We start from the raw sequence: 21,285 nt of genomic DNA, 5'->3' as shown, positions 1-21,285 counted from the left end.
TCCCGCTAAGCCCCCGCGGGTCGGCCGTCGGCGCCTTGGTGTTCTTGGCGATTGTCGTCGCTCTTGCCTGGCGACTGCCGTTGGGAATCGATCTGAGCGACGAAGCCTACTACGTGCTTTTCGTCGACGACTGGTTGAAGGGTGGGTTTGCCACCAGCACGCTGACGACGATCCATCAAACCGCGCTTCTGGCCGCCTATCTGCCGCTGCGAATCTCCACGTGGATCGTGGGCTCCACGGATGGCCTCGTCATCCAGTTGCGCATCCTTTTCCTCGTCGGCTCGATCGTCACCGCGCTTGTCTGGCTCCGCTTTCTTCTCCAGATCATCCCCCCGCTTCAAGCGTGGCTGGGGGCGGCCTTTTTCCTGTCCTTCATCCCGTTCGGCCTTCCCTCGGTGTCCTACAACACGCTGGGCTCCCAGGGGCTTGGGATTGCGTTGGCGGCTCTCGGTCTCGACCTCGTCAGGGAGCGGCTCTCGGGCTGGTGGGGCTTCGTCTCCGCCGTGGGATGGGGGGTGGCCACCACGGCCTATCCGTCGCTTCTCCTCCCGTTGGTCGCCTGTCTCCTGCTGCTTTGGCTGACGCGCTGTCCCAAGCGGGACCTGTTGGCTTACGTCTGCCTGACGGGAGCCGTCCAGATCGTCGGCTGGGCGCTCGTCGCCTATGCGCTCTCGCCCGGCAAGGTCGTGGACAGCTTCGCCTATCTTGCGGCGATCAACGACGTCGGCGGGCTTGGCCGCAAGCTGGACTTCGCGCTCACCGTCCTTGGCGGCCACCCGATTTTCGTCGCCGTATGCTGCCTCGCCGCAGCGGTCGGGCTTCTCCGGGAACGACTGGGAACGCCCCTCGCAAGCCTCGCGATCACGGCGCTCCTCGCGGGTCTCTTCGCGGGTCCGACCGCTCTCTATTGCCGGTCACATGACGTCGTCACCGTCCTCGCGCTTGCTGGCCTCGGGTTGGCACTCAAGCTGCCGCGCGCAACGCAGGTCAGCGACCGCGCGATCGGCTTGATCTACGTGACAAGCCTCTTTGCGGGGGCGATCACGATGGTTTCCGCCTTCAACGGCATCTACAACTTCACCATCGGAGCGGTGGCGGCCGCGATCATGTCGACCTACACCGTCACCCGCTCGACGAGCCGGTTCTCGTGGCCGGCCACGCTGTGCGGCGCAGGTGCGGTCGCCGCGGTCCTGGCCACATCCCTCACCTTCTATTATGGCACTCCGCCTGGTACGGGCCTGCCGGATGTCCGGGTTCACACCGGCGCCTTCGCGGGGCTGCGTGGGCAATCCGATCAGGTGGAAGCGATCCGGTGGATGGAGAACGAAGTCACCCCGCAAATCGGGGCCGACGGACGAATCGCGTTCGTCGGACGCCTCTACGGTCTCATCCTGGCGACGCCGGCCCGCCCCCAGATGATGGCCGTCTTCCCGCTGGATACGACCATGAATCCCAAGGGACTGGCGATCAGCGGCGCCTTCTTCGACCCTCCTGACCACCGACCGAGCCTGGTCGTCATCCAGTCCGACCAATACATCACGCCGCTCAATCCTTTTGGACCGCGCTTCGGTCAGTGGTATGACCTGATCGAGGTCAGTGACCAGCCTCTCGGACACTTCGAGATCTATCGGAGAAAAGAACCGGCCAGTTAGTCTCCGGCCCTTGTCCGATCGCCGCGGAGGGTCCGGTCATCCTTCGTGGTCCCGCAGAAGGTATCGGCCAGCGCGATTTTTCTGGCGCGAAAAGCGCATCTCACATACGTCCTCGACAGCACCGCTCAGCCCGACGCTCACTCATTCAGGTGCCCGTTGCCTCTGCCACGGCAGGCAAAACCAAGCCTGCAGCGCCTCAGATGAGAGTCAGCTCTCTGGCAGCGCCGGGTTCAACATCACCATGCAGCAATTTCAACCATTGAAGCTATACGACTGAGAGAAACATGGCATGAAGTCCCAGCCAGACAGCCAAGGTGAGAGAGATATACTTTCTATCGCACTTCCCTTTGTGCTATGCTTCGTCTTCTTCGCTTACGTAATTTTGGTCTGGATGCTCGCACCGGCAAACCCGACGAGCGTGGACCAGAAGATCGCGGAAGTGTTTCTCGAGTTTAACCGGCCGGCACTTCATCCCGAGCCGCGCGATCACTTCATGTACGTTTCCGTTGCGATCGGCCTTGCATGCCTTGCCATCGCGGCCGCTGCAGCATTTTCTGTCCGAGCGAAAAGCCGCATCAATGTGCAAGCCGTTTGGGCGGCGCTTTTCGTTTCCGGCATAGCATTCGCCGCAATCAACGGATCTGTACTGTCGGCAATTCAGAATGCGGCGGGATCTCCGGCCACAATTCTCTTTTTCGTCCTTATCGTTCTGCTCTGCATCCCAATCCGCCGCACATCCGAGATATCATTCGCGGTCTTCATCCTGGGCGTATTGGCTTTTTGCGCCTACGAGCTGGCATTTCGAATATTCACGACTGATCAGATCACCTACCAGGCGCATTTCTTTTCCCATTACGAGGCAGTTGTCTATTCACTGGTCCAGATATCCGGCGGGCGCACGTGCCTGATCGACATCCAGCCTCAATATGGCTGCTACCCCGAGTTCATATCTCCAATTATTCAAACATTTGGCGCGACTCCGCTTGTCATCACGGTCTCGTTCGGCGCTCTTTTCGTCGTCTCCGCCTCTCTGATATTGGACGCATCGAGACGGATTATTACCTCCCCTGCCGCCTTGGCGGCCCTGGCCGTATGGTTGCTGTTCCTGTCGGCGATGATCTTGTTTTATGGGTCGCCTGATCCCTATTTCGCCTATTACCCTCTCAGGGTTATCTTTCCCGCCATCGCATTCTGGCTGTTCGTCCGCATCGACGCGGATACCATCTCTCCCCTTCGCATATGCGCTTTGGGCGCGTTTTCCGCGGTCGCGATGTTCTGGAACCTGGATTCCGGCGTGGCGGTCACCCTTGGAATGGCGGCGATGGTGTTTCTCGGCGGGTTCACCGGCGGGAAGTGGGCGCGCCCCCTTCAGCGCCTCAGAACGCGGTTGGCGCCCACCCTCCTCTTCTTTGCTGCGGTCGGAGTGGGTCTTCTCCTCGCCGGCTTCTATCTGCTGCTCAAGTCCGGCATCGAACCCACGCTTACTAGTCTCCTGCGCTACCAGCGACTGTTCGCCCTCTCCGGATTTGCGATGATTCCGCTGTCCGGCCCCAGCGAGTATTGGGTGCTGGTGATGACGACGTTCTTGCTGGTGTTCTTCGTTGCGGCTTCGGCAGCGTTCAAAGGAACGGAACGAGACCGCGCCTTGGAGGCGGCGGCGGTCCTGGCGTTCATGGGTGTCGGCCTGATGCTCTATTACTTCGGACGCTCCCACGTTTTCGTCCTGCGGCTCGTCGCATGGCCGAGCTGCGTCCTGGCTTTCTTTCTGGCAAGCCGCGCGCTGAAGACCCCCTCAGCGCTCCAGCGAACACTGGTCGCGGCAACGATAGGCCTCATCGCGGCCGTCCCCTTCTCGTTCGCCGTCCGCAATCGCGCCCAACCCGAGTTCATTTACGGCGAGATGCACCGGCGCGACAGCCCGGATTCGATTATGGCCGACGTCGAGATGATCCGGAGATTTACGACGCCCGGGGAACGCGTTGTGATTCTCGGCCTCAACTCGGCCACCCTGTATGGCGGGACCGGCACCCTCCCCGCTCTGGCGGGCTACAGCCACCCCGAGCGGCTTCTCAAGATAGATATGGAGAGCGAGATCGACGCCATTGTCGAACGCGGTCCGCAGAAGATTTTCGTTCAATTCGGCGATGAGCCGATGTCGAAAGGAGCCTTTGCAGCCAGGCTGATCGAGCCCGCCTGGCTCGAAGGCCAGTACGATCTGCAGTACTCCTCGCCGACCCTGCATTATTCGTATCTGACGCGGAAGCCGCGCCCGCCAGAGACTTCTCAGCCCGACTAGGTGGAATGAACTCCGGGACGACCTTGCCACGACCAACGCCCCGATGCGCGGCTGGGAACGGCCTCTCTGCGGGGTTGGTCGTCGGCGACCGGCCGAGAGCAGCGGCCTGCTAGGGATCCTCGGGAGCCCGCCCGCGCGGAGGAACGGCCATCGACACCCGGCCACCGGCCATGAACCTGAGGCGCTGCCGAACGGGTTGCGTTGGAGGCGCCAGGTCGCCCGGCGGGACTGATGCCCCACCGAGCACGGTCGATCAGCTCAAGCGCATCACTCGATCAGAAGACGATATCGATCAGCTGGCTGCAGACCATCTCGACCTGGTCGTCGGTAAGCTTCGGATAGCTGGGCAAGGAAAGGCCGCGCCGGGCAATGTCGCTGGCAACGGGGAAGCTTCCGTCCATCCGGTACATCGGCATCTCGTGGGCGCAGAAGAACACAGGCCGCGTATCGATGCCCCGCTCCTTCATCTCGCGCATGACGACGTCCCGATCTGTCCCCTCGGGAAGGAGCAGGCTCACCATCCAGTCCGACGCGATCACGCCGTCCTGCCGGGTCTGGAAGACCAGATCATGGTTGCCGAGCTTCTCCCGGTAGAGGGATGCGAGCTCGCGCTTGCGGTGGAAGATCTCGTCGAACCGCTCCATCTGCGCGACGCCGATGGCGGCTGCGATGTTGGTCATCCGATAGTTGAAGCCGATGATGTCGTGCCAGTAGCGCTTGGTGAGCGACTGCCCCTGGCCCTTGGTCTGGCGCAGCAGCGCGGCCACCTTCGGATCCCGCGCAATGACCGCGCCGCCCTCTCCCGTGGTGATCGTCTTGTTGCCGAAGAAGCTGAACGTGCCGACGTCGCCGAACGTCCCCACGTGCTGCCCGTCGATCGTCGTGCCCAGCGCCTCGGCGCAGTCCTCGACGACGAAGAGGTCGTGCTCGCGGGCGATCTCCATGATCGCATTCATGTCGCACGCCGCACCATACAGATGAACCGGCACGATGCCCTTGGTGCGCGGCGTGATCTTGCGTCGGAGGTCTTCGAGGTCGATCAGCCAGTCGTCACGCCGGCTTTCGACGAATACCGGCGTGGCCCCCGTCTGCGCGATCGTGTTGACGGAGGCGATGTAGGTGAACGTCGGAACAAGGACCTCGTCGCCAGGTCCCGCACCGAGACAGTGAAGCGCCAGATGCAGGGCCACCGTCCCATTGCACACGGAGACGGCCTCTTCGGCCCCCGTGAGCTCCGCCAGGTCCGCTTCGAACCGCTCGATGAAGGCGCCCAGCGAGGAGATCCACGTCGTATCCATGCATTCGGATACGTACTGCTTCTCGTTTCCAGACAGGTCCGGCTGATACACCGGAATCATGGTCGTTGCCCCGCCCTCGGCGATTTTCGTTTCAGAAGCCATGTCACCCGACTTTCACGTGCCGCTGGTCAATTCCGCGACCACACTTTCCATTCGGCGCAGGCCCGGTTCGTTCCAGGGAAGCTTGAGCCCCTCCGCCAACGCGCGCACTGCGACCAACGATTCCGAGCGTGTCCTAGCTTGCGGACTTGACCTAAGGAAGGCCAAAAGTGCGTCCGCGTAGGCTGCCGGGCTCATGTGGGTCCTGGCGTAGTCCTGGGCGCGCCTGCCCAGCTTCAGACCCCATTCCGGATCGTCGAGAAAGTGCTCCAGGTGAAGCATGAGGTCGAGGGCCTCGTTGCCGGGCCTGCAGTGCATCAGCATCTCGTCCGGCGGATCCACATAGCAGCCATGGCTCGAAACAGCTGTCGGCCGGCCTGACGCCATCCCGAGGATCAGCGACGCAGAGGCCCCTTCGAACACCGGCGACCGCAGGCAGGAGATGACGTCCACGTCGCGCAGTTGCCAGCGCAGTTCCTCGTCGCTCACCCATCCGGTGTACTCCGGGCGGTCGACGCCCAGCGTGGCCGCCAGCCTTTCCATCCGGCGCCGTTCGCCCTCTTCCGTCGGACCGATGACCCGGATCCGGCAGACATTTCGCAGGACCGGGGACGCGGCGACCGCCAGCAGCAACTGGTCGATCCGCTTGTTGGGGTTCGCGTGCCCGATGCAGGCGATCGTCAGCCGGCCCCACCACTGGGGAACCGGCGGCATGTCCGGATAGGCCGCCCCGAGCGGAATCTTCACGACGGGACCGGCGCAGGCCTGATCGACGCGCTTGCGATAGTGCTCGGCGTGGACGACCGCGCCGGAACACTGACGCGCGATCCACTCCGTCATTGGCCGCATCGCCGCGGCGCGCTCCATCGCCGCCCAGTCCGAAAGCGACTCGTCGTCACCAAGCAGGTCGCTCTCATACGCCCGGCGGATGAGCGCCCTCAGGTCAGCGTCGCCTCTGCCGCCGGGACGGTATGCCCAGCCTGCGGCCAGACCGAGCAGCAAGACATCATGGAAGATCCCGATCGGCCGGAGCTCGTAGAGCCGATCGATGATCGCGCCGTGGAAGGGGTAATTGTTCCCGACATTCACGAGCACGTGGTCGAACTGATCACGGATCTCGCCGTCGGAGATGTCCTGGAGGCTGACCGAGGGGATATCAGAGGCCAACAGACCGAGATCCCGTGCCTCCAGCACTTCGGATCGCAGGATGGTAACCGATTGCCCGCACTCGATGAGGACATCGGCGACGTCCTTCGTCACCTGCGCGATCGCCGACTTCGTGTTCCAGGGAGAGATCCAGGCGATACGGAGGGCGCTCATGACAGCAATGCTTCGATAGTGGCCGGCCAGGTCAGCTTTTCGCGATCGAGTATGGCCCGCGCGTTTGCCCCCATCTCCTTCGCCTTGGCGCCGTCGCTGGCGAGCCGCGACAGCCCCGCCCCCAGCGCCTCGGCCGTCGGGGCGCACACGTAGCCCGACACCCCGTCATGGACGATGTCCAGCACGCCGCCGGAATCGGTAGTCGTGAGCACGGGCTTGCCCGCCTGGAAGGCCTCCATGGTGCAGTATCCGACGGAATCCTCATCGAACGGGAGGTAGGCCACCGCGATCGAGCGGTTCACCCAGTTCGCCAGATCGCCACGCGACAGAAACTGCAGGTCGAGCACCAATCGATCCCCGACACCCAGTTCGGCGGCAAGCGATCTCAGCTTCGCGGCATCATCGGCCGAATCCGGCGGGCCAGCTACCACCAGGCGGACCTTCGGAGCATGCCGAAGCGCCGACACGAGGAGATGTTGCCGCTTCGCGTCATTGATGCGCCCGGTGGCGACGATGTAACCCTCGGGCTCCGCCGCCGCAAAGATGTGCGGGTCGTTCAATGGAGGCCGCAGCACGTTTCCTTCGATCGAGTTGTAGTGCCTCAGGCGCTGCTGTGTCGTCGGGGAGTTGGTGAACAATGCGCGCGCTTCGCCGAGCCCGATGGTGTCGGCCGAACGGATCGCCTCGACGATCTGCCGACCGCGCTCGGAATCGGGAATGTTGCTCTGCCCGGCATCCAGGAGGTCGTAAGCCTGCCGGTACTGATGCAGCAGCCAGACAACCTTGTTCGAATGCATCGCCAGGTAGGCCGGGAACTTGAGCGCAATGACCCGGTCGACGTTCGCCAGGCGGAGACTTCGCGCCACAAGCATTTCGTCGATCAGCCGCTCGGCCGGTTCCCAGGTGAACGGCAGACTGACAGCTTCCGCATTGACGCCAGCCAATCGAAGATTCCGGACCAGATGGTCACGCAACTCTTCGGCTCCGCCTGAAACGAAGGGCACCTTGGTGGTCAAGACGAGAACGTTCATGCCAACAACCGGTCGATGACGTGGTCCCAGTTGATCGCAAGTTCTGCCACGCGCAAGTTTGCTCCTCCGCCAAAACGCTCCGCTGTGGTCCGGTCGAGATAGAGTCTATCGAATGCGCCCGCGATCTCCTCGGGATCCGGAGCCGTGATCAAACCTTCGCGCTCATCCCGCACGAACTCCAGAACGCCTCCGGAATCGGTGCAGGTGATTGTTGCTTTCCGGGCGTGTGCAGCCTCGAGCGTCGGATAACCGTAACTGTCTTCGTCCAGCGGGAGGTAGGCGGACGCCAGGGCGCTTTCCAGGAGCTCGACCTTGCGCTCCTCCGAGATCCAGTCCGCCTCGATGGAAAGCCGGTCCCACACTTCGTGACGCGCGGCAATCTCGCGGATGGTCTGAAGATACTCCGCATCCAGAGTCTCACCGCACAGCCGAAGCCTGACGGGTGTCTTGGTATGGCCGAGCGCCTCGACCAGCAAATGCTGCCTCTTGTGAGGAACGCACCGGCAGATCGACACGATTTCATCGCCATACCCGCCAGCACGGAATTTCTGCGGATCGCGCAGAGGCGGGTAGAGAACTTCCGAGCCCAGGTTGTTGAACCGCCTCAGCCGCGCAGAGACCGTTTCGGAGTTGGTGAAGACGGCATGCGCCTCCTTCAGGGCCACCGTATCGGCTTCAATGACGGCATCCCGGATCGCCCGCCCGGGGATGCTGTCGTCCACGGCCCGGTAGGGAGTGTCCCAAAGGTCGTAGAAAGGCCGGATGTGATGTATGAACCAGACCACCTTGCGACGGTGACGAACCATGTGGGCAGGGGGCCGAAACGTAACGACGAGATCGAAATGCGTGTCCAGTTCGATCATCCGAAACGCCGCAAACTGCGAGATCAGATTGTGGGGATCGTCGGTGTTCGGAATATAGACGATATCGACTTGGTGGCCACGGGCCACGAGTTCGTCCTTGAGCCATTCCACGATGAACCGGTAGCCGCCCTGCACGAGCGGAACCATCGACGAGACGAGTCCAATCTTCATTCTTTCATCGCTCGCAACGGCCGTGCCGGTGCTCCGCCGACGATGAACCCGGCATCAATATCGCAGACCACGGCTGACCCGGCACCCACCACGACATCCATGCCGATCCGTGTTCCAGGCCTGATGCTGCTACCCACTCCGATCAAGGTCCTTGCGCCGATCCGAACGCTACCGGCTATCGCGCATCCGGGCGCGACGTGAGCCGCAGACTGCAGAACGCCATCGTGGTCGATGATGGCGCCTGTGTTGACGATAGAGAAATCTCCGACACTCACATCGGTTCCGACAACAGCACGCGCCATGACGACCGCACCCTCCGCGATCTGCGCGCTCGGCGCTAGAAAGGCCGAGGGGTGGACAACCGGAGGCAGTTGATACCCGTGTCTCTTGGCCTCCCGACCGAGGCGCTCACGGGCAGCATTGTGGCCGACGGCCAGGATGACGGTGTCTATTCCCCTCGCGCGCAGTTCTGGAAGAAGTTCGTCGCTTCCGAGCACCGGGATACCAAGGATCGGCCGGGCGTCCGCGGCAGGATCGAGCAATCCGACGAATTCGCCGAGATCTGCGGCGATCGCCGCCTCCAGGACGACCTTCGCGTGGGGCCCGGCCCCGAGAACAACGATCTGCGGCACGCCCTTCGAGGAGGCCACCTCGTCACTCCATGTTTAGCTGCGGGTAGTCCCCGGCGGGTCGCCGCAGAAGGAGGAGGTTCAGAGTGAAGACACGCGCCAGTTCGCGAACAGAACGAAGCTCGCGAATGGCCCCGGTGAACTCATTGATCTCGTAAGCCGTGAATCCCGGAAGCGTGAACTCACGGAGCCAGTCTTCGATCGCTGTGTCGGACCGCTTCAGGTGAGACGGCCCGAACTCCACGATGACGGCGACATCATCGTTCTCCTCGACGATCCGGGCCATTCCTCTCCATGCTTCAAGCTCGAACCCCTCAACGTCGATCTTGACCAGCTTCACCGGGGAACCGGCCGGCAGGAGCGCGTCCACCGTGCGCACGCGAACCGTCTCCGTCCTGGCATCCTCCGGAATATCGAGAAGTGATGCCTGTCCGCAGATCGTCGGTATGTGCAGCGTCGCCTCGCCATCATCGGCGCCCGCGGCGCATCGCTCGATTGTGACCCGACCGGAAAGACCGTTGAGTGAGACGCTTCGTTCAACCAGCGTCGCTGACCGTGATGACGGCTCCACCGCGATCACGCGTCCTGACTCACCGACCTGTCGGGCCAGCGGGAGCGTAACCAGGCCGATGTTGGCTCCCACGTCGATCACCGTGTCACCATCGGCGACGAGGCTCCGCGCCACGGCGATCATTCCCGCTTCACTGTACTCCGACGCCTCCACGAGCATCGCTACGAGCGCAGGATCTTCCATCGGCACGAGGATGTATCCGGCCTCTGTGCGCACCAGGATGGTATCGTCGAGCGGGACGGCAACGCGTCGCGCGACCCCGTCGACGCGCGCCTGAAGGTGATCCATCCGCTCGTTGATCGAATCGAACCGCCCTGCGTTCGTACGCATGTCGGTCAAGAAGGCCTGAATATCGCGGCCGAGATGGTTTTCCTTGACCTGCTCAAGCCGGATCGCGTCGACCGTCAGCTGAAGTTTTTCAATCCGGCGGACGAGATCTTCGAGAGGGTTCGCTTGTTGTTCGGCCCCCGCAGCGCGGAAGGCCCGAAAGATCTCGATCCGCGGCAGGATCGTGTTCAGCTCATGCACGATGAGCGCACGAGCGTCCTCTCGGCTTCCGACATTCATGAGCGCGTCCGGGTCGTCCCCCGGGGCCATGAACGCGAGTCGATGGTTGATGCTCTCGATAAGCCGTGCCGTGTTCGATTGGTCGACGGCCTTGGCGACACGTCGCCGGAACGGAGAACGAAGCGGGTTACGCATCCAGCTCAGCAGACTGCGCCGACGCTTCGAACTCTGGCTGGCCATGAAGTCTCCAACGTATGATCGCCATGGAAGGGCCTGAGGTCGCCCTTGCTAGGCTTGGCCTTCTCACACTTCCCGCATCGATGCGTTTCAGTCAAACGCGGAAAATCGGCCGGCGAAACACGCGAAACCAGCTCGATTTACGTCCGATTCTCGGTATGCCCCAGCCTGTGGCAACGTCAAGGATGCCGCGAAGGCAGCGCATCACCACCCGATGACGAACATCGGAGGATGGGGTGTAGTCTAGATTTTTTTGGATGCAAAGCCCCTCCCCGGCCGCGGTCGGCAATCAATACCGCAGCTGCCGGCCTGCGTCGGCGGACCGGCCATGTGTTCTGCCTTGGGCCCGTCAGTATAACGACCGGCTCAATCGAGCAGGGCGGATGCCGGCCGACGCGCAATACCGTTGACACGTGCGGCGAATGGAAAGAGTAGAGGGGCCAAATCGCGCAAGGCGGGAGAATTTGCAAATGGTGGTTCCGGTCATTCTGTCCGGCGGATCGGGTACGCGGCTCTGGCCGCTTTCGCGGGCAGACCTGCCGAAGCAGCTGGCGCCGCTGTTCGGCGAGGAATCGCTGTTCCAGCACACCGTCCGCCGCGTCGCCGGCTCGCCGCTCTACGAAACGCCGGTGGTGCTCGCCTCCGCCGACGGCCGCTTCCTGATCCGCGAACAGCTGCAGGAGCTGGGCATCGAGGGCAAGATCGTCCTCGAGCCGGCCCGCCGCGACACGCTCGCCGCCATCGCCGCGGCCGCGGCCGTCGCCCACCGCGACAATCCCGACGCGATCCTGCTGATCATGCCGTCGGACCACCTGATCACCGACGTCGACGCCTTCGCGGCCTCCGCCGAGATCGCCGCGAACGTCGCCCGCGGGGGCGGCATCGTCACGCTCGGCGTGAAGCCCACCTACCCGGCCTCCGGCTACGGCTACATCGCGCCCGGCGCCGAGGGTCCCGAGGGATCCTTCAAGATCGCCCGCTTTCTGGAGAAGCCCTCCGCCGACGCCGCCGCGACGCTGATCGACGAAGGCTGCCTGTGGAACGCCGGCATGTTCTGCTTCCGCGCCGCCGCCCTCCTCGACGAGGTGAAGCGGCTGGAGCCGGCCACCCACGCCGCCATCCTGGCCGCCGTGGACGAGGCCGAGGACGACCTCGGCTTCATGCTTCTCGGCCCCTCCTTCGAGAAGGCGCGGGCCATCTCCTTCGACTACGCCGTCATGGAGCGGACCGAGTCGTCGTTCGTGGTGCCGGTGGCGTTCTCCTGGTCCGACGTGGGCGACTGGAAGGCGTTCTGGGAGGCGACCGACCAGGGCACCGACGGCGTCACCACCGAGGGCGACGTGGTCGTCCTCGATTCCAAGGATTCCATCATCCGCTCCGGCGGCCGCCTGATCTGCGCCGTCGGCGTGGAGAACCTCGCCATCATCGAGACGCCGGACGCGGTGCTGGTGGCCGACATGCGCCAGGCCCAGAAGGTCAAGCAGCTCGTCGGCCTGCTCGCCTCGCAAGGGCGCTCGGAGGCCGCGGAGCACGCCCGCGTCTACCGTCCCTGGGGCTGGTACCAGACCATGGACATCGGCGACCGCTTCCGGGTGAAGCGCATCGCCGTGAAGCCCGGCGCCAAGCTGTCGCTGCAGAAGCACTTCCACCGCGCCGAGCACTGGGTGGTCGTCCGCGGCACCGCCGAGATCACCGTCGGCGACGAGACGAAGATCCTGCGCGAGAACGAGAGCATCTTCATCCCGATGGGCGAGGTGCACCGCCTCGCCAACCCGGGCAAGATCGGCGTCGAGATCATCGAGGTGCAGACCGGCGCCTATCTGGAAGAGGACGACATCGTCCGCATCCAGGACGATTTCGGGCGGCAATGACGCCGCTCTTCGTCGACGTTACAGAAGTCTCTGCCCTCGGCCGCAAGGCCGAGGAACTCACCGGTGTCCAGCGGACCTGCCTGGAGTTCGCCTACGAGCTCGTCACGGCGGGCCGCGCCACCGCGGTGGTGCTGAATCCCCTCACCGGCCGGTTTCGCAGCGTTGCCCCCTGGGCGTTCGAGCTGGAGCACCTCTACGCCACCGACACCGTCAGGGAGCGGCTCGGACTGCTTCCGAAGGTCCGCAGCCTCGGCAAGTACCGCGGCCTCAAGCGGGCGCTCTACGAGGCCGAACAGGCGGTCGCCGGCGCCGCCCGGGCGCTGCGCCCCGGCCGCCCCGGCACCGCCGTCGGCGACACCGTCGATCTCGACGGGGGCGTCCTGCTCACCGCCGCCAATTTCGAGATCGCCCGCCGGGTGGGCCTGCGCGCCCGGGCGCTGCACCCGACCGTCTCGATCGTCGCCGTCCTCTACGACACCATTCCGCTCGTCGGCGACGCCGCCGGGGTCGCGGCGGGCTTCGGGCGCGCCTACCAGGACTCCTACCGGGCGCTCGGCGCCGCCGGCGCGCGCTTCATCGCCATCTCCGACCACACCCGCACCGACGCGCTCGCCGCGATCGCCCGGGGCGACCTCGCCCCGTCGGTTGCGCCCGAGGCGGCGATCCTGCTGGCCCACGAGTTTCGCGCGCCACCGCCGGGCTCGAAGCCCGCGCCGCTGCCGGACGCCCCCTATTTCCTCTCCGTCGGCAGCCCCATGGGCCGCAAGAACGGCAAGCTGCTGTGCGAGGCCTATCGTCGCCTGGCGGCGCGCGGCGCGGCCGAACGGATGCCCGCGCTCGTCTTCTCCGGGCGCGTCGGCACCGATGCCGCGGCCCTCCTGGCGCGGCTCGGCGGCTACGGCGACATCGCCCGCCACGTGCGGCTGGTGGACCAGCCGGACCACGCGACGCTGCAGGCGCTCTACGGCGGCGCCGAGGCGCTTCTGTTTCCGAGTGTCTACGAAGGATTCGGCTTGCCGGTCGGCGAGGCGATGTGGCTCGGCACGCCGGTCATCGCCTCCAGCGCCACCTCGATCCCCGAGGTGGGCGGCGATCTCGCCGACTATTTCGACCCGGCAGATCCGGACGCCCTGGCGGCGCTGCTCCTGAAAGCCGCAACCGAGCCCGGCTGGCTCGCCGCCCGGCGCCACGCGCTCGCCGAGGCCCGTCCGCACCTGCGCAGCTGGCGGCAGGTGGCCGGCGACTACGCCGACCAGGCGATCGGCTGACCCCACCTCGCTTCTACGGCATCTCGTGGGGGTGCGGCACGGCCTACTCGGCCGCCTCCCCCATCTCGAACTGCAGCGTGACGATGCGCTTGTAGTACTCGTTGCGCTTCACGAGCTCCTCGTGGGTGCCGAGGTCGGTGACGTGCCCGCTGTCGACCAGCGCGATCCTGTCGGCCTCCTTCACCGTCGACAGGCGGTGCGCGATGACGATGATCGTCTTCTTCTTCGCCTGCGAGCGGACGTAGTCCTTGATCAGCTGCTCGTTGTCGGCGTCCAGCGCCGACGTCACCTCGTCGAGGAGCAGGATCGGCGCGTCGCGGATGATGGCGCGCGCCATGTTGAGCCGCTGCGCCTGACCGCCCGAGATCAGCGTGCCGAGTTCGCCGGCATCGGTGTTGTAGCCCTGCGGCAGCCCCTGGATGAACGAGTGGAGCCCGACCACCTCGCACGCCTCCTCGACGCGCGACTGCGGCACCGCCGGGTTCTTCAGGGTCAGGTTGTCCTTGAGCGAGCCCGAGAAGATGAAGTTCGACTGGCCGACGAAGGCGATCGCGTCGCGCAGGCTGGCGGTGTCGAGCTGGCCGACATCGTGGCCGAACACGCGCAGCGTCCCGGCGTGCGGCAGGTAGAACTTCATCAGCAGCTTGAACAGCGTCGACTTGCCGGCCCCCGACGGCCCGACCAGGGCGACCATCTCGCCCTGATGGATGTCGAGGTTGAGCCCGTCGAGGACCAGCCCGCCGTCGCCGTAGCGGAAGTTGACGTTCTCGAAGGCGATCGCCGGTACGGCCGAGGAGGTGTCCTCCGGAATGATCTTGCCGGTTTCCGGGGCCAGGTGAATGGGGCCGCTGTCCTCGAAGTCGTGGTCGTTCAGGAGCTGGTAGACCATCTCGACGGCCATCAGGGCGGTGCGGATCTGCACCCGCATCTGGCTCAGGCGGCGGGCCGGGTCGGCGGCGAGCAGAAGCGCCGTCAGGAACGACATGAAGGTGCCGGGTGAATAGGCCCCCATGGTCAGGCGCCAGCCGGCATAGAGGATCGCCAGGCCCACCGCGATACCGCCCACGGTGTCGAGCAGCGGAAGCGGCGCCGCGTTGAGGGCGGCGATCCGGTTCTTCTGCTCGCGCAGGCCCTCGATGATCTTGTCACTCTCCTCAAGCAGCGGCTTCTCGAGGCGGAACGCCTTGATGACCGTGATCCCCTGCACCGTCTCGCGGACCTGGCGGTTGAGGAACTGGTAGCCGGCGAGTTCGGCGCCCACCAGGCCCCTGATCTGCTTCAGAAGCCGGCTGACGCCGAAGAACACGATCGGGGCCACCAGGAACGAGCAGATCGTCAGGTACGGATCCTGCACGAGCATGACGCCCAAGAGCGCGACCAGCGTCGCGACGTCGCGCAGCCCGTTCACCAGCACCTGGTTGAGAATCGAATTGAAGCCGGACGCGCCCTGGTTGAACCGCATCAGGAGGTCGTCGGAGCTGTAACGCGAGAAGAACGAGATCCGCTGCTTCATCACATGGTCGAACATCCGCTTCTGGATGTCGGCCACGAGGGAGTTGGAAATCTGGTTGGACAGGACGCTCTGCCCGTAGAGCGACGCGCCGCGGACCACGAAGACGGTCACGATCGCGAAGAACAGCGGCAGGATCAGCGGGGCGCTCTGCTTGACGAAGACGGTCTCGACGACGTCCTTCACCATCCAGGCGATGCCGGCCGTGGTGCCGGACACCAGGGCGATCAGGATGAAGATGATGACGTACTTCTTCCAGAAGACGCGGAAATAGTGCTTGAAGATGCCGGCGAACAGGCTGGCGTCGCCGGTCGTCGGAATCTTCAGCATCCGTCCGAGCCAGTGCGGCAACCGGCCCCGAGTGTCAGTTGAAAACATGCGAGAAACCTTCGTATCCGCAGAGCGAAAATGGCAATCGACGCACGCGCCACCTCTCGGAGGTGTTCCTGCAGCTCAATCGCGGCCCAACTGCGTCGGCCACCCGTCAAGCGCTGACGTAATATGCGATCTGACTGCGAAGGGTCGCAATCATGGTCCCGTCTCGGGCGGTCGGCTCCGTTGCCATGCGCGATCGTGCGGCCAGTCTGGCCTGCCGTCTCGCGCCGACAGCCGAGATCGACTAGAACGTCCGGCTACGAGCGTCAAGCGCCGCCCCCGGCACGCGCTTGAAATCGGCGGCCCCGCGGCCGGGCGACCTTGACAAGAAAGCCTCTATGGCTTGTGAAAGCGTCCATCGTATCCTCCGGTACGCACTTCCCTCGACCGCACGGTCGGAAACGGCATTTTGTCTCTCGCGCGCGTCGACGCAGTTCCAGAAGAAGGTTTCACGGTGACAAAGACGGCATTCATTACGGGCGTTTCCGGCCAGGACGGCGCCTATTTGTCCAAGCTTCTTCTGGAAAAGGGCTACCGCGTCGTCGGCGGCATCAGGCGCACGTCGACCGGCATCATTCACCGGCTGGCCGAGCTCGGGATCGACAAGGACGTCGAGCTCGTCACCTTCGACCTCAGCGAATTCCAGAACATCCTGCGCCTGCTGGACAAGGTGAAGCCGGACGAGTTCTACAACCTCGCCGCCCAGAGCTTCGTCGGATCATCCTGGGAGCTGCCGCTCTATACCGCCGACGTCGACGCCGTCAGTGTCTGCCGCATCCTGGAAGGCATCCGCGACATCGTGCCCGAGTGCCGCTTCTACCAGGCCTCGACCTCTGAGATGTTCGGCCATGTGCGCGAGATCCCCCAGAGCGAGACGACGCCCTTCTATCCCCGCAGCCCGTACGGCGTCGCCAAGCTCTACGGCCACTGGATCACGGTTAACTACCGCGAATCGTTCGGCCTGCATGCCTCCTCGGGCATTCTCTTCAACCACGAGAGCCCGCTGCGCGGCGTCGAGTTCGTGACGCGCAAGATCACCCTCGCCCTCGCCCGCATCGCCCAGGGGCAGCAGGACAAGCTCTACCTCGGCAACATGGACGCCAAGCGCGACTGGGGCTACGCCGCCGAGTACGTCGAGGGCATGTGGCGGATGCTGCAGCAGGAAACCGCCGACGACTACGTGCTGGCGACCGGCAACACCTACACCGTCCGCTCCTTCGTGGAAGGCGCCGGCAAGGCGCTCGGCTTCGATTTCGTGTGGGAAGGCGAGGCCGAGAAGGAAGTCGGCATCGACCGCAAGACCGGCAGGACGCTCGTCGAGGTCGATCCGAAGTTCTACCGTCCGGCCGAGGTCGAGATCCTGATCGGTGATCCGACAAAGGCGAAGAACGCGCTCGGCTGGGTCCCCGCGACGGACATCGCCGGGCTGACCGAGCTGATGGTGAAGGCCGATTTCGATCGCGTGAAGACAGGCCGCCTGTTCTTCTAGCGGTCCTGGCAATCTCGCCCTGCTTGGTCACTTCGGATGCGTCGCGGATCAGATCCGCTGTTCCCGCCGCGTCCGGGCCCGCCGGAACCCCTTGCCGGCCCCGTAGGCGGAGGGGACCCCGGATGTGTCACTCGCCATGGAAGCTGGATCGCCGTTGAAGATCATGAGCAAGAGGCCGCGCCCCACCACCGGTAGCTTCGGTCGGCGCCTTGCCGAGCTGCGGAAACTGGACAGGCGGCAGCGGAAATATCTCTCCGCCAAACTCCTCCTGAAGATTTCGCCGATCCTGCCCAGCCCCATCGTCAAGAAGATGAAGCGGCGGATGGCGAAGTACTCGCCATTCCCCCTCGCCGCCCCGCAGGGCCTGCGCCGGCCATACCGATCCCCGCGGATCCGGCAGATCGAGGCCGACCTGAAGCGCGCCGCCGGACGGGTGACGAACTGATGCACATCGTCATCGACCTCCAGGGCGCCCAGTGCGAAAGCCGCTTTCGCGGCATCGGACGCTATTCGCTGTCGATCGCCCAGGCCATCGCACGAAACCGGGGCGACCACCGCGTCACCATCGCGCTCAATTCTGCCTTTCCAGACTCGATCGACCCGTTGAAGGCCGCCTTTGAGGACATCCTTCCCGCCGACGCCATCCGGGTCTGGCAGGGGATCGAGGGCGTCCACAGCCGCGAGCTGCACAACGCCTGGCGCCGCCGCGCCGCCGAGTGCATCGGCGAGGCGTTCTTCGCCAGCCTCAAGCCTGACGTCGTGCTGGTGTCGAGCCTGTTCGAAGGCTTCGCCGACGACGCGGTGACCGGCGTCCCCGCCGCGGCGCCCGGCTACGCCCGTGCGGTGATCCTCTACGATCTCATCCCGCTGATCTTCCGCGAGGCCTATCTCACCAACGGGCTCGTCTCGGGCTGGTACAACCGCAAGCTCGAGCATCTGTGCCGGGCGGACATCCTGCTCTCCATCTCGGCCTCGAGCGCCCGCGAGGCGGTCGAGCACCTCCGCTTCCCCGAGGCCGCCATCGTCAACATCTCCGGCGCCGCGGATCCGAAGTTCCGCAGGCTCGAGATGGCCGATGGCGAGGCCGACCGTGTGCGCGAGACCTACCGGATCTCGCGGCCGTTCGCCCTGTGCGCGCCGGGCGGCTTCGACATCCACAAGAACGTCGAGGGCCTCATCAACGCCTGGGCGCGTCTGCCGGCGCACCTGCGCAAGAGCCACCAGCTTGTCATCGCCAGCCGGATCCAGCGCGCGACCGAGCGGCGGCTGGAAAAGCTCCGCCAGAAGGCTGGCCTCGGCTCCGACGACATCGTCTTCACCGGCTACGTTCCCGACGCCGACCTGATCCGGCTCTACAACCTCACCGACCTCTGCGTCTTCCCGTCCCGGCACGAGGGCTTCGGTCTGCCGGCCCTGGAAGCCATGTCGTGCGGCGCGCCGACCATCGGGTCGGACCGCTCGGCGGTCCCGGAGGTCATCGGCCGCGACGACGCGATGTTCGATCCGGAGAACCCGGCCGCCGTCGCCGACCGCATCGCCGAGGTCCTGGGCAACCGAGAGCGCCGTGCCGACCTCGCCCGCCACGCGCGGGAGCGCGCGCCCCGCTTCTCGTGGGACACCTCCGCCCGGCTGGCGATCGAGGGCCTTGAGCGGCTCGTGCCCTCGCACACCGCGTCCTCGGCCGCGCGGCCCGCCACGGGTCCCCACCGTCTTGCGCTGGTCGCCCAGTCGGCCAGCCTGCGGGCGGGGGCGGCCCACCGCCTGCTGGGGCTGCTGCCCGAACTGGCCTGGCGCTACGAGATCGACATCGTGTCCGTCTCCGGCCCCTGCTGCCCCGCCGACCTTCCAGCCGGTGCGCGCGACTGCGTGGACGTCGCAACCTTCCGCGCCGGCGCCGGCAGCTACGACCGGGTGCTCTACTGCCTCGGCGGCGCGGGCGCCCCCGATGTCGCCGCCCTCGCCCGCGAGATCCCGGGCGTCGTTCTGGTTGCCGACACCGGGCTTGCCTCGCGTCTCGACCGGGCGAGCGACCCGGCCGAGCGCATCGCGCTGCTCCACGCCTGCACCGGCTACGTGGACGTCGGCGATCCGGCCATGCCGGCTGGCCGCGCGACGACGGACGCCCTCCTCGCCGCCGATATCGCCGGCAGGGCCGTCGGCCTGCTCGCCGGCAGCGACGCTGTGCGCGCCGCGGCGGCCGCTGCCGGCATCCCCGACGCGACCCGCTGGGACGTCGTGCCGTTCAGCCATGCGCCCGCCGATCCCCCGTCCGTGTCCCGCGCCGATGCGCGCGCCAGGCTGGGGCTTGGCGACGACGCCTTCGTGGTCGCGATCGCCTGCGATCCCCCGTCCGACGGCGCGTTCCTCGATGCGCTCTCCGCCCTCGGGGACGCTCAGGAGCCAGCGCCGACCGTGGTCCTGCTCGACGCCCGCACGCCGTCCGACCGCGACCGGCTGGCCCTCAAGATCGCAAGCTCCGGGATCGCCGCCGCCCCGTCCGCCATCCTGGATCCGGCGCACGGGCCGAGCCTCTCGCTGGCGGCGGCCGCCGCCGACGGCGCGCTCGCCTTCGGGGCAAACGCCGAGACGGGCGCCTCCGGCATCGCCCTCGATCTCGAAGACGCCGGCTTGCCGGTCGCGGTCGTCCATGGCGCGTCGTCGCCGGCCGAGGCGCTCGCCGCGCTGCGCGCCGACCGCCGCAACACCCGCACCGCCGAGCGGACCGATCCCGACCCCTGCGCGACGGCAGCGGCCCTCTCCGACGCGCTGGAGACGATCTACGCGAGCGCGCGCCCCGGCCTCGCCTCGGCGACCCGCGCCATCGCCGCCCTCGACGGCGTTCCGCAGGAGCTCGACGACTGGTTCCGCGCGGCCGAGGCGCTTTCCCGCTCGTTCCCCGCCACCCGCGCGCCGCGCCAGCTGCTGGTCGACGTGTCGGAACTGGCCCAGCGGGACGCCCGCAGCGGCGTCCAGCGGGTGGTGCGCAACATCCTCCGCCACTGGCTCGAGAACCCGCCGGCCGGCTACCGCGTCGAGCCCGTCTACGCGACCAACGACCACGGCTATCGCTACGCCACCCGCTTCACCCTCGATTTTCTCGGCCACAAGGTCGGCGACGTCGAGGATCCGGACATCGACTTCGCTCCGGGCGACGTCTTCTTCATGCTCGACCTGCAGCATCACGTCGCCCAGATCCATCGCGGCTTCTACCAGACCGCCCGGCATCACGGCGTGAAGGTCTGCTTCCTGGTCCACGACCTGCTGCCCATCCTGCTGGACGGAATCTTCCCGCCCCAGATGGGCAAGCTGCACGAGCAGTGGCTGTCGGTCGTGGCCGAAAGCGACGGCGCCTTCTGCGTCTCGCGCGCCGTCGCCCACGAGCTCGCCGACTGGATGCGCCAGACCGACCGGGTGCCGGTGCACCCCTTCCACATCGGCTGGTTCCACCACGGCTCCGACTTCACCGGCTCTCGCTCGTGGCAGGGACTTCCCGCCGAGGCGATGGAGGTCCTGCGGACGCTGGAGAGCCGGCCGACCTTCCTCACCGTCGGCACGGTGGAGCCCCGCAAGGCGCACGCGCAGATCCTCGACGCCTTCGAGGAACTCTGGGCCGCCGGCAGCGACGTCAACCTGGCGATCGTCGGCAAGGAGGGATGGCTGGTCGACAGCCTGGTCGCCCGCCTGCGCAAGCATGCCGAGCGCGGCAAACGGCTGTTCTGGCTCGAAGGCGTCAGCGACGAGTATCTGGAGAAGGTCTACGGCGCCAGCGACTGCCTGATCGCCGCTTCCCTCGGCGAGGGCTTCGGCCTGCCGCTGATCGAGGCCGCCCACTACAAGCTGCCGATCCTTGCCCGCGACATCCCCGTCTTTCGCGAGGTTGCCGGCGAGCACGCGTTCTTCTTCACCGGCGCGACCGGCAAGGACCTGGCGGCGGCGGTCACCGAGTGGCTCGCCCTCTACCGCGCGGGCCGCCACCCGACGTCCGACGACATGCCGCGGCTGACCTGGGCGGAGACGGCCGAGCGGCTCGCCCGGTCGATCGTCGAGGACGATTATCTGATCGAGCTGCGCGCGCCGAAGCCCTGACCCGACGCTCGG

The 21,285-nt window shown here is 65.8% G+C and carries 14 protein-coding genes; 7 read left to right on the top strand and 7 right to left on the bottom strand.

Annotated features, from left to right (window positions below; all coding sequences use genetic code 11):
• Positions 1 to 44: 44 nt before the first annotated feature.
• Positions 45 to 1,652 carry a hypothetical protein gene (locus AB7M35_RS00150; protein ID WP_453956208.1) on the top strand — a complete coding sequence of 536 codons (1,608 nt, stop codon included), beginning with the start codon at positions 45 to 47 and terminating at the stop codon, positions 1,650 to 1,652.
• Positions 1,653 to 1,941: 289 nt separating this feature from the next.
• The gene (locus AB7M35_RS00145; RefSeq protein ID WP_453956205.1) at positions 1,942 to 3,948 is read left to right on the top strand and encodes a hypothetical protein; all 2,007 of its coding nucleotides are present in this window, start codon (positions 1,942 to 1,944) and stop codon (positions 3,946 to 3,948) included.
• A 275-nt stretch (positions 3,949 to 4,223) separates the two neighbouring features.
• On the opposite strand, the gene AB7M35_RS00140 is transcribed toward AB7M35_RS00145, so the two are convergent.
• From AB7M35_RS00140 to AB7M35_RS00115, 6 genes are read right to left on the bottom strand one after another with little or no spacing between them, the layout of a single operon-like run.
• Positions 4,224 to 5,306, bottom strand: coding sequence for a DegT/DnrJ/EryC1/StrS family aminotransferase (locus tag AB7M35_RS00140; protein ID WP_453956202.1), 1,083 nt, complete (start codon positions 5,304 to 5,306; stop codon positions 4,224 to 4,226).
• Between the two features lie 54 nt (positions 5,307 to 5,360).
• Entirely contained in the window at positions 5,361 to 6,665 is a 1,305-nt protein-coding gene (locus tag AB7M35_RS00135; protein WP_453956200.1) for a glycosyltransferase, read from the bottom strand.
• Entirely contained in the window at positions 6,662 to 7,696 is a 1,035-nt protein-coding gene (locus AB7M35_RS00130; RefSeq protein WP_453956197.1) for a glycosyltransferase family 4 protein, read from the bottom strand. Before AB7M35_RS00130 ends, AB7M35_RS00135 begins: the two co-directional genes overlap by 4 nt.
• Positions 7,693 to 8,730, bottom strand: coding sequence for a glycosyltransferase family 4 protein (locus AB7M35_RS00125; protein ID WP_453956194.1), 1,038 nt, complete (start codon positions 8,728 to 8,730; stop codon positions 7,693 to 7,695). The genes AB7M35_RS00130 and AB7M35_RS00125 overlap by 4 nt, the downstream gene beginning before the upstream one ends.
• On the bottom strand, positions 8,727 to 9,380 hold the full coding sequence (locus tag AB7M35_RS00120) for a NeuD/PglB/VioB family sugar acetyltransferase (protein WP_453956192.1): 654 nt from the start codon (positions 9,378 to 9,380) through the stop codon (positions 8,727 to 8,729). Before AB7M35_RS00120 ends, AB7M35_RS00125 begins: the two co-directional genes overlap by 4 nt.
• Positions 9,381 to 9,384: 4 nt before the next feature.
• A complete protein-coding gene (locus tag AB7M35_RS00115) occupies positions 9,385 to 10,677 on the bottom strand; it encodes an FkbM family methyltransferase (RefSeq protein WP_453956190.1) in 1,293 nt (430 codons plus the stop codon).
• A gap of 467 nt (positions 10,678 to 11,144) precedes the next feature.
• Here AB7M35_RS00115 and AB7M35_RS00110 point away from each other — a divergent pair, with 467 nt between their 5' ends.
• Both AB7M35_RS00110 and AB7M35_RS00105 read left to right on the top strand, forming a co-directional pair.
• The gene (locus AB7M35_RS00110) at positions 11,145 to 12,545 is read left to right on the top strand and encodes a mannose-1-phosphate guanylyltransferase/mannose-6-phosphate isomerase (RefSeq protein ID WP_453956187.1); all 1,401 of its coding nucleotides are present in this window, start codon (positions 11,145 to 11,147) and stop codon (positions 12,543 to 12,545) included.
• Positions 12,542 to 13,813 (top strand): glycosyltransferase, encoded by a 1,272-nt coding sequence (locus AB7M35_RS00105; protein ID WP_453956185.1) that lies wholly within the window; start codon positions 12,542 to 12,544, stop codon positions 13,811 to 13,813. Before AB7M35_RS00110 ends, AB7M35_RS00105 begins: the two co-directional genes overlap by 4 nt.
• Before the next feature lie 43 nt (positions 13,814 to 13,856).
• Here the strand turns inward: AB7M35_RS00105 and AB7M35_RS00100 are convergent, their stop codons facing one another.
• The gene (locus tag AB7M35_RS00100; protein WP_453956182.1) at positions 13,857 to 15,653 is read right to left on the bottom strand and encodes an ABC transporter ATP-binding protein; all 1,797 of its coding nucleotides are present in this window, start codon (positions 15,651 to 15,653) and stop codon (positions 13,857 to 13,859) included.
• 499 nt (positions 15,654 to 16,152) lie between these two features.
• Here AB7M35_RS00100 and gmd point away from each other — a divergent pair, with 499 nt between their 5' ends.
• The 3 genes from gmd to AB7M35_RS00085 all read left to right on the top strand — a co-directional run bounded on the left by gmd (position 16,153) and on the right by AB7M35_RS00085 (position 21,273).
• Entirely contained in the window at positions 16,153 to 17,187 is a 1,035-nt protein-coding gene (gmd, locus tag AB7M35_RS00095; RefSeq protein WP_453956179.1) for a GDP-mannose 4,6-dehydratase, read from the top strand.
• Positions 17,188 to 17,341: 154 nt separating this feature from the next.
• Positions 17,342 to 17,632, top strand: a complete 291-nt coding sequence (locus AB7M35_RS00090; RefSeq protein ID WP_453956177.1) for a hypothetical protein — start codon at positions 17,342 to 17,344, stop codon at positions 17,630 to 17,632.
• On the top strand, positions 17,632 to 21,273 hold the full coding sequence (locus AB7M35_RS00085) for a glycosyltransferase (protein ID WP_453956174.1): 3,642 nt from the start codon (positions 17,632 to 17,634) through the stop codon (positions 21,271 to 21,273). Before AB7M35_RS00090 ends, AB7M35_RS00085 begins: the two co-directional genes overlap by 1 nt.
• Positions 21,274 to 21,285: the final 12 nt, after the last annotated feature.

Source organism: Amorphus suaedae, assembly GCF_053629675.1.
The sequence above is the reverse complement of the archived record's forward strand: the minus strand, read 5'-3'. Positions and strand labels throughout refer to the sequence as shown.

What these genes read in the sequence shown, in the direction of transcription:
- AB7M35_RS00145 (WP_453956205.1), top strand. Translation starts at nt 1,942, where the DNA reads ATGAAGTCCCAGCCAGACAGCCAAGGTGAGAGAGATATACTTTCTATC.
- AB7M35_RS00140 (WP_453956202.1), bottom strand. Translation starts at nt 5,306, where the DNA reads ATGATTCCGGTGTATCAGCCGGACCTGTCTGGAAACGAGAAGCAGTAC.
- AB7M35_RS00135 (WP_453956200.1), bottom strand. Translation starts at nt 6,665, where the DNA reads ATGAGCGCCCTCCGTATCGCCTGGATCTCTCCCTGGAACACGAAGTCG.
- AB7M35_RS00130 (WP_453956197.1), bottom strand. Translation starts at nt 7,696, where the DNA reads ATGAACGTTCTCGTCTTGACCACCAAGGTGCCCTTCGTTTCAGGCGGA.
- AB7M35_RS00125 (WP_453956194.1), bottom strand. Translation starts at nt 8,730, where the DNA reads ATGAAGATTGGACTCGTCTCGTCGATGGTTCCGCTCGTGCAGGGCGGC.
- AB7M35_RS00115 (WP_453956190.1), bottom strand. Translation starts at nt 10,677, where the DNA reads ATGGCCAGCCAGAGTTCGAAGCGTCGGCGCAGTCTGCTGAGCTGGATG.
- AB7M35_RS00110 (WP_453956187.1), top strand. Translation starts at nt 11,145, where the DNA reads ATGGTGGTTCCGGTCATTCTGTCCGGCGGATCGGGTACGCGGCTCTGG.
- AB7M35_RS00105 (WP_453956185.1), top strand. Translation starts at nt 12,542, where the DNA reads ATGACGCCGCTCTTCGTCGACGTTACAGAAGTCTCTGCCCTCGGCCGC.
- AB7M35_RS00100 (WP_453956182.1), bottom strand. Translation starts at nt 15,653, where the DNA reads ATGCTGAAGATTCCGACGACCGGCGACGCCAGCCTGTTCGCCGGCATC.
- AB7M35_RS00085 (WP_453956174.1), top strand. Translation starts at nt 17,632, where the DNA reads ATGCACATCGTCATCGACCTCCAGGGCGCCCAGTGCGAAAGCCGCTTT.